Annotated in this window: 7 protein-coding genes; 2 read left to right on the top strand and 5 right to left on the bottom strand. The window is 72.3% G+C overall.

The window, feature by feature from the left end; all coding sequences use genetic code 11:
- Positions 1–398: 398 nt before the first annotated feature.
- Positions 399–836, bottom strand: a complete 438-nt coding sequence (locus ACFV9O_RS29300; protein ID WP_385423027.1) for a DUF4442 domain-containing protein — start codon at positions 834–836, stop codon at positions 399–401.
- 106 nt (positions 837–942) lie between these two features.
- Between ACFV9O_RS29300 and ACFV9O_RS29305 the strand changes: the two genes are divergently transcribed.
- Both ACFV9O_RS29305 and ACFV9O_RS29310 read left to right on the top strand, forming a co-directional pair.
- Positions 943–1,989: a hypothetical protein gene (locus ACFV9O_RS29305; protein WP_385423014.1), complete on the top strand. Its 1,047-nt coding sequence runs from the start codon at positions 943–945 to the stop codon at positions 1,987–1,989.
- Between the two features lie 94 nt (positions 1,990–2,083).
- On the top strand, positions 2,084–3,430 hold the full coding sequence (locus tag ACFV9O_RS29310) for an MFS transporter (protein WP_385423015.1): 1,347 nt from the start codon (positions 2,084–2,086) through the stop codon (positions 3,428–3,430).
- On the opposite strand, the gene ACFV9O_RS29315 is transcribed toward ACFV9O_RS29310, so the two are convergent.
- The 4 genes from ACFV9O_RS29315 to ACFV9O_RS29330 all read right to left on the bottom strand — a co-directional run bounded on the left by ACFV9O_RS29315 (position 3,392) and on the right by ACFV9O_RS29330 (position 6,819).
- Positions 3,392–4,237 carry a spermidine synthase gene (locus ACFV9O_RS29315; protein WP_385423017.1) on the bottom strand — a complete coding sequence of 282 codons (846 nt, stop codon included), beginning with the start codon at positions 4,235–4,237 and terminating at the stop codon, positions 3,392–3,394. The genes ACFV9O_RS29310 and ACFV9O_RS29315 overlap by 39 nt on opposite strands.
- Before the next feature lie 167 nt (positions 4,238–4,404).
- A complete protein-coding gene (locus ACFV9O_RS29320) occupies positions 4,405–5,277 on the bottom strand; it encodes a patatin-like phospholipase family protein (protein WP_385423019.1) in 873 nt (290 codons plus the stop codon).
- A 76-nt stretch (positions 5,278–5,353) separates the two neighbouring features.
- Entirely contained in the window at positions 5,354–6,523 is a 1,170-nt protein-coding gene (tuf, locus tag ACFV9O_RS29325) for an elongation factor Tu (protein WP_385423021.1), read from the bottom strand.
- A gap of 110 nt (positions 6,524–6,633) precedes the next feature.
- Positions 6,634–6,819 carry a hypothetical protein gene (locus ACFV9O_RS29330; RefSeq protein ID WP_385423023.1) on the bottom strand — a complete coding sequence of 62 codons (186 nt, stop codon included), beginning with the start codon at positions 6,817–6,819 and terminating at the stop codon, positions 6,634–6,636.
- Positions 6,820–7,256: the final 437 nt, after the last annotated feature.

Here is a 7,256-nt window from a genome sequence, read left to right on the forward strand (position 1 = left end):
GGGGGGTTCTGGAGCCATTTGGGGAGGGGAAACGTTGTTTCTCCTTGTTTTTGTGGGTTTTGGCCTGTGGTCGTTTTGGACCCCGTCTCCCCGGGGGGACCAAAAAAAGCCCCCCCCCGGGCAGCCTACCTGGTCGCACGGCACGGTCGGCGGAGCAGCATGACGCAGCCCTCCCGTACGCCCTGAAGGCGCGGGGGACCCGCAACGGGCTCCTCCGGAGCTCGTCCGGCGATCGAGGACGGACGCACACCTGCCCACCCCGGCGGTGCCGCCCGCCCCGCGACCCGGGCGGCGGAGCCCCCGGGAGCCAGTGGCCCGGGGCTGCGCCCCGGCCGGTCGGTGGACGAGCACCGGCCGACAGCCGGCCCGTGATCCCGTCCGTCATCCGGCCGGGAGGCTCAGGCGTTGGGCCGCAGCGTCCAGACGACGGTCATCTCGCCCGTCACGGCGCCGTCCGCGCGCGTGATCGCGATGTCGACGGGGAACTCGGGGCGCTCGCCCGCGTCCAGCTCCGCGACGACCTCGGCGGCGGGACGGCCGAGGGTGGCGGTGGCCGTGACGACACCCATGGCGAGCTTCTTGTAACCGATCTCGGCCCTGACGGCGAGCGGCACCGCGCGGCTCAGCTGGTCGCCGAAGGCGGCCAGCACGATCGCGCCGCTCGCGGACTCGGCAAGCGTGAACATCGCGCCGGCGTGCGGTCCGCCGACGTGATTGTGGTAGTCGGGCTGGTCCGGCATGCGGACCACGGCACGCTCGGCGGTGGTCTCGAGGAACTCCAGGTTGAGGGTCCTGGCCATGGGCACCGTGGCGGCGAGCATCTCGCCCACGGTCATCTGGTCTGCGCTCATACGGCGGATGTTACCCACGAGTAGACAAGGTTGGCCATCCCACGGGGGCGGGCGTGGCAGTGAACACCCCGCACCTCTATGGTTACTGGCCATGTGGCCAGGACAGCAGCCGCCCGGGGGCGAGCAGAACCCGCAGGACCAGAACCCGTACGCGCAGCCGGGTTACCAGCAGCCGAATCCGTACACGCAGCCGGGATACCAGCAGCAGCCCGGGTACCAGCAGCAGCCGGGCTACCCCCAGCAGCCCGGGTACCAGCAGCCGCCGAACCCGTATCAGCAGCCGACCGTGCCGCAGTACGCCGTGCCCGGTCCGCCCCACCCGGGTGCACCCGACCCGTCGGACAAGAAGAAGACCGCCGTCGTCGCGGTCGTCGCCGCCATGGCCGTCGTCGCCGCCGCTGTCATCACCGGCGTCGTGGTGCTGAAGGACGACGACAAGAACCCACCGCAGGCGGACGGCAAGCCCACCGCGTCGGCGACTCCGTCCGAGCAGCCCGCCTCCCCCACCGAGAACCCGCGGGACGCCTCGAGCTCGGCCAAGCCGACGATCCCCGGCTGGAAGGTCGTCACCAACCCCAAGCACGGAACGCAGTTCGACGTTCCGGCGACCTGGGAGGTGGAGGGTGCCGGCGTCGGCAGCGGGTTCGAGGACCAGGCAAAGGGCGACGGTTCGCCGCTGGTCATGATGTCGGCGCCGGCGTTCTACAAGAGCAAGTGGTGCTCCGTCGACTCCGACAAGGACGGGAAGATGGAGGACAACGGTCTGGGGGGCACCGGCACCAAGGGCGGCCAGGGCGCCAAGGGCACCGCGGACGCCGCCTACCAGGAGGCGGGCACCTGGGTGTGGGCCGCCTACGCCCAGGAGCAGAAGAGCCTCGTCAAGATCACCAAGGCGAAGCCGTACACGACGAAGTCCGGTCTGAGCGGGCATGTCGCGACGGCCACCGCGCTGGGCGTGAAGAAGGACGACAAGTGCGACACCGACGGCAAGTCGATCGCCTTCTCCTTCAAGAACGCCAAGGGTGACTTCGCGACCTGGGTCCTCTACGCCAACGAGGGCATCCCGGAGGAGATCCCGGACGCCACGATCCTGCAGATCCTCAGCACCGTACGACTGGCCGAGGTTCCCACGTCGTAGATCGGGTCCGGCGGGAAAACCGGTCCGTCGGGAAGACCGGTCCGGCGGGAAATCCGGTTTGGCAAGGAGGGCCGGCGGCGGCGATAGTCCACAGGTGAACAATCCTGCCGCCACTCCCCCGAACCGCCGGATCCGCCGCCCCGAGTGGGCCGGCCGCAACTACTCGCTGCTGACCGCGTCCGCGATCGTCACCAATCTGGGCACCCACGGCGCCCTGATCGCGGCGGCGTTCGCGGTGCTCGAGTCCGGCGGCGACGGCGGCGACGTGGGGCTCGTCGCGGCGGCCAGGACCCTGCCGCTCGTCCTTTTCCTGCTGATCGGCGGGGCGATCGCCGACCGGCTGCCGCGGCACCGCGTGATGGTGGCCGCCAATGCCCTCAACTGCGTCTCGCAGGCCGGCTTCGCCGTGCTGGTGCTCGCCGGGGATCCGCAGCTGTGGCAGATGATGGTGCTGACCGCGCTCTGCGGCACCGGGCAGGCGTTCTTCAACCCGGCCGCCGAGGGCATGCTGATGTCCAGCGTGAACGGCGAGCAGGCGAGCCGCGCCTTCGCGCTCTTCCGGATGGCGATGCACGGGGCCGGTATCGGCGGTGCGGCGCTCGGCGGCGCCATGATCGCCGCGGTCGGGCCGGGCTGGGTGCTCGCCATCGATGCCGCGGCCTTCGCGGTGGCGGGGGCGCTGCGCGCGTTCCTCGACGTCAGCCACATACCCGAGCGGGTCCCCGGCGGCGGACTGCTCGCCGATCTGCGCGACGGCTGGCAGGAGTTCATCGGCAGGCCCTGGCTGTGGTCGATCGTGGCCCAGTTCTCGGTGGTGGTCGCCGTGGTCGGCGCGGCCGATTCGGTCTACGGGCCGCTGGTCGCCGAGGAGTCGCTGGGCGGCGCACGGCCCTGGGGCCTGGCGCTGGCGGCGTTCGGGGTGGGCACGCTGGGCGGGGCGCTGCTGATGATGCGGTGGAAGCCGCGGCGGATGCTGCTCGTGGGCACCCTGTGCGTGTTTCCGCTCGCGCTGCCGTCGGCGGGGCTCGCCGTGCCGCTGTCGATCGGTCCGCTGGCCGTGGTGATGTTCGTCAGCGGTGTCGCGATCGAGGTGTTCGGCGTCGCATGGATGACCACGCTGCACCAGGAGATCCCGGAGGAGAAGCTGTCCCGGGTCTCCGCGTACGACTGGTTCGGCTCGACGGCGATGCTGCCGCTGTCCACGGCACTGGCGGGGCCCGCGGAGAGCGTGTTCGGCCGGGACCAGGCGCTGTGGGGCTGCGCGGCGCTGATCGTGCTGGTGACGGCGCTGGTCCTGCTGGTGCCCGACGTACGCAATCTGACGAGGCGTACGAAGCAGGTGACGGGGCACGCGGGTGCCGTGCTCTCGGCCGACGTCCAGGCCAATGCCTCGGCCCGGGTCTCAGCCGATGCCGAAGGCCCCGTCGGGCGGCTCGGGTGACGCGACGGCGTCCTCGTCCCGCACCGCCTGTGCGTCCCCGATGAACCGCCGAAGCGCATCACCGTGCTCGACGCGGGCCGGGAAGGCGTCGGACGCGGTGCGGCGGGCGAGCGCCGCCGTGTCGATCCCGGTGTGCGAAGCGAGGAGGACGGCGTTGCCGAACCTGCGGCCGCGCAGCATCGCGGGCTCGGCGACGAGCGCCAGTTCCTCGAACTCCGCGGCGAAGGTGGCCAGCTGGGAGCGGAGGAAGCCGAAGGGCGCGCCGTCGGCGAGGTTGGCGGCGTAGAGCCCCCCAGGGCGCAGGACGCGATCCGCGGCCCGGACGTACTCACGGGAGGTGAGATGCGCGGGCACCCGCGAGCCGCCGAACACATCGGCGATCAGCAGGTCGGCCGAGTCCGCAGGGGCCTGCTCGAGCCACGCGCGGGCGTCGGCGCCGTGCACGGCGATCCCCGCGCCGGGCGGCAGCGGCAGATACTCGGCGACGAGCGCGAGCAGCCCCCGGTCCGCCTCCACGACGTCCTGCCGCGAGCCGGGCCTGGTCGCCGCGACGTACCGGGGCAGGGTCAGCGCTCCGCCGCCGAGGTGCAGGACGTCGAGGGGCGCTCCCTCGTCGGCGACGCAGTCGACCACATGGGCCAGCCGGCGCGCATACTCGAACTCGACGTGCGTGGGCTCGTCCAGATCGACGTACGACTGCGGCGCCCCGTTCACCGTCAGCAGCCAGGCCCGTTCCCGGTCCACGTCGGGCATCAGCTTGGCGGTGCCGTGATCGACGGCGCGGACGACGGGGATGGACTCGTTCACCGGCCCATTGTCCGCCCCGGCCCGCCCCACCCATGCGCCAGGGGCAGCTGAGCAGCCCGTCCGGCGTTCGTGGACGGACACACCGGTCCATTGCCCGGCACCGGCCACATCCATGGACCGGGCCCTGCCGGACCGCGTCCGCCGGGGCCGACCTGGGTCACACAGGGTCAGCCGGGCCAGACGCGGCGGACCTCGTCCGCGTAGGCCTCCGCCTGGGCCAGACCGGCGCGGGCGGACGGCGCCCGGCGCGCGGGGTCCAGCACATTGCGCCCGAACGCCTTGCGGGCCGCCCGGTCCGGAGTGATCAGAACGACCCTGGCCCCCGCGGCGGCGAGGAGGGTGGCCTGGGTGCGGGCGGAGATGACGGGGCCGCCGCCGACGGCGATGGGGGCGACGATGACGACGGTGTCGTAGCCGAGGGCGAGGTCGGCGTTGGTGGAGGAGCGGACCCCGCCGTCGATGAAGCGCCGCCCGTCGATGGTGACGGGCGGCCAGACGCCGGGGACGGCGCAGCTCGCGCCGACCGCGTCGATGAGCCCCACCCCGCTGTCCCGGTCGAACGCGCGGAACTCGCCGGTCACCGCATCCACGGCCGTGACCACCAGCCTCCGCGCCCGCGGCCACTCGTGTGCGAGCAGCCGCTCGGTGAAGACGGCGCGCCGCACCTCCTCGGGTTCGGTGCGGGTGGACAGCGCGAGCCGGCCCATGCGGGCGCCGTACGCCTCGGTGTCCCGCGACCACAGGACACCCCAGAGGTAGCGGGCGAGCACGCCCGCGCCCATGCCCGCGGGCACCTCCCCGTCGGGATCGGTCAGCTGACGGTCGTACAGCTCCGGCAGGGTCAGCCGGCCCGACGTGAGCTGTGCGCCGACGACCGAACCCGCCGACGTGCCGACGATCAGATCGGCACCGGTCGGATCGGCGCCCGCGCGGGCGAGCCCGTGCAGCACGCCGATCTCCCAGCCGATGCCGGCGAGCCCGCCACCGCCGAGGACCAGTGCCGTCCGGTTCTTCTTCGCGTCGTCGTCCTTGTCCGCCATGGCAGCAGTGTGGCGTGTACGGGGCGGGTCCGCCCCCCGCATGTGGCGGGAGACGGACCCCGTGGAGCCGAGTGGCTCAGACCAGTTCGGTCACCGTGCCGGCGCCGACCGTGCGGCCGCCCTCGCGGATCGCGAAGCCGAGGCCGGACTCGAGCGGGATGTCGCGGCCGAGCTCCACGGTCATCGTGACCGTGTCGCCCGGGCGCGCGACCGCCGCCTCGCCGAGGTCGACGTCCCCGACGACGTCCGCGGTCCGGATGTAGAACTGCGGCCGGTACCCGGTGCCGATCGGGGTCGTACGGCCACCCTCACGACCGGACAGGACGTACACCTGTGCGGTGAAACGACGGCTCGGCGTGACGCTGCCCGGCGCCGCCACCACGTGTCCGCGGCGCACCGCGTCGCGTGGCACTCCGCGCAGCAGCAGCGCCACGTTGTCGCCGGCCTCGGCCGACTCCATCGGCTTCCCGAAGGTCTCCAGGCCGGTGACGACGGTGGTGACGTCCGCGCCGAGCACGGCCACCTGGTCGCCGACGCGCACGGTGCCGCGCTCGACGGCGCCGGTGACGACGGTGCCGCGCCCGGTGATGGTGAGCACGTTCTCCACCGGGAGCAGGAACGGCGCGTCCGTGTACCGCACGGGCATCGGCACATACGTGTCGACCGCGTCCAGCAGTGCCTCGATCGCCCCCGTCCAGCGCGGGTCGCCCTCCAGCGCCTTGAGCCCGGAGACCCGGACGACGGGCACCGCGTCACCGCCGTACCCGTGCGCGGTGAGCAGCTCGCGGACCTCCAGCTCGACCAGGTCGGTCAGCTCGGGGTCACCGGCGTCGGCCTTGTTGAGCGCGACGACGATGTGGTCGACGCCGACCTGACGGGCCAGCAGGACGTGCTCGGCGGTCTGCGGCATGATCCCGTCGAGCGCGGAGACGACGAGGATCGCCCCGTCGAGCTGCGCGGCGCCGGTGACCATGTTCTTGACGTAGTCGGCGTGGCCCGGCATGTCGACGTGCGCGTAGTGCCGGGTGTCGGTCTCGTACTCGACGTGCGCGATGTTGATGGTGATGCCGCGGGCGGCCTCCTCCGGGGCCCGGTCGATCCGGTCGAACGGCACGAACGTGCCGGTGCCGCGCTCGCTGAGGACCTTGGTGATGGCGGCGGTGAGGGTGGTCTTGCCGTGGTCGACGTGGCCCATGGTGCCGATGTTGAGGTGCGGCTTGGTCCGCACGTATGCCGTCTTGGGCATGGCTGACGCAGTTCCTTCCCGGAACTCGAAGAGTGAACTCCACATGGAGGGGGACCCCTGGGCCGTACCGACCCTCCCCCTACGGGGTCCGCCGGACAGTCCGGGAAGGGTCAGCTTCGGGCGCCGTCGAGGGGCGCCGCGGCAGCGGCTGCGGGTGCAGCGGCCACCGCGAGTGCGGCTGCGTATGCGTATGCGTAAGTGGCGGCGACTGCGACGAGAGCCGCGGTGGCGAAACCGGCAGCCTTCGGCGCGTCCGCGACTGCGGACGGCGCTGCGGGGAAGGCGAGCCGGAACATGCGTCGATGATCGCTGCCGCGTGCGGCCCGCGTCGAATGGTTTTCCGTATCTAGGTCCTGTCCGGCCGATCTTGCCGGGCTCGCGTGCCCTGGCACCGCACCTCGCTGCGTTGTGGTCGGTCACTGTCTCCCCCGTAGCCCTTCTGTACGGGAGGTGCCCCCACCGCGTCGATTTCTCCCCCTTGCCTTCGGTGGGGGCCCCCACCTCCGCCGTGCGATGCGTCTCCCCAGGCCCTGCGGGCCTGGGGAGACCCCATGCACCAGACCCAGCTCACTGATCCGGCCTGATCGACCGGACAGGATCTGGGCGCCGCACGCCAGGTGCGACTACGAACCGCCCGTACCCGTACTTCGCGGGTCGTTGATTCGTATGGTGTGACCGGTCCAGGGGTGTCCCTGGGCCGGGGTGTGGCGTTGGGTGGGGTGTGTCGAAGTCT

The sequence above is a fragment of the Streptomyces sp. NPDC059909 genome (genome assembly GCF_042730885.1).
Taxonomy (GTDB): Bacteria; Actinomycetota; Actinomycetes; order Streptomycetales; family Streptomycetaceae; genus Streptomyces.

Bases quoted from the DNA above. Each gene is read 5' to 3' on its own strand.
- ACFV9O_RS29320 (WP_385423019.1), bottom strand. From the start codon at position 5,277: ATGGCGGACAAGGACGACGACGCGAAGAAGAACCGGACGGCACTGGTC.
- tuf (WP_385423021.1), bottom strand. From the start codon at position 6,523: ATGCCCAAGACGGCATACGTGCGGACCAAGCCGCACCTCAACATCGGC.
- ACFV9O_RS29300 (WP_385423027.1), bottom strand. From the start codon at position 836: ATGACCGTGGGCGAGATGCTCGCCGCCACGGTGCCCATGGCCAGGACC.
- ACFV9O_RS29330 (WP_385423023.1), bottom strand. From the start codon at position 6,819: ATGTTCCGGCTCGCCTTCCCCGCAGCGCCGTCCGCAGTCGCGGACGCG.
- ACFV9O_RS29305 (WP_385423014.1), top strand. From the start codon at position 943: ATGTGGCCAGGACAGCAGCCGCCCGGGGGCGAGCAGAACCCGCAGGAC.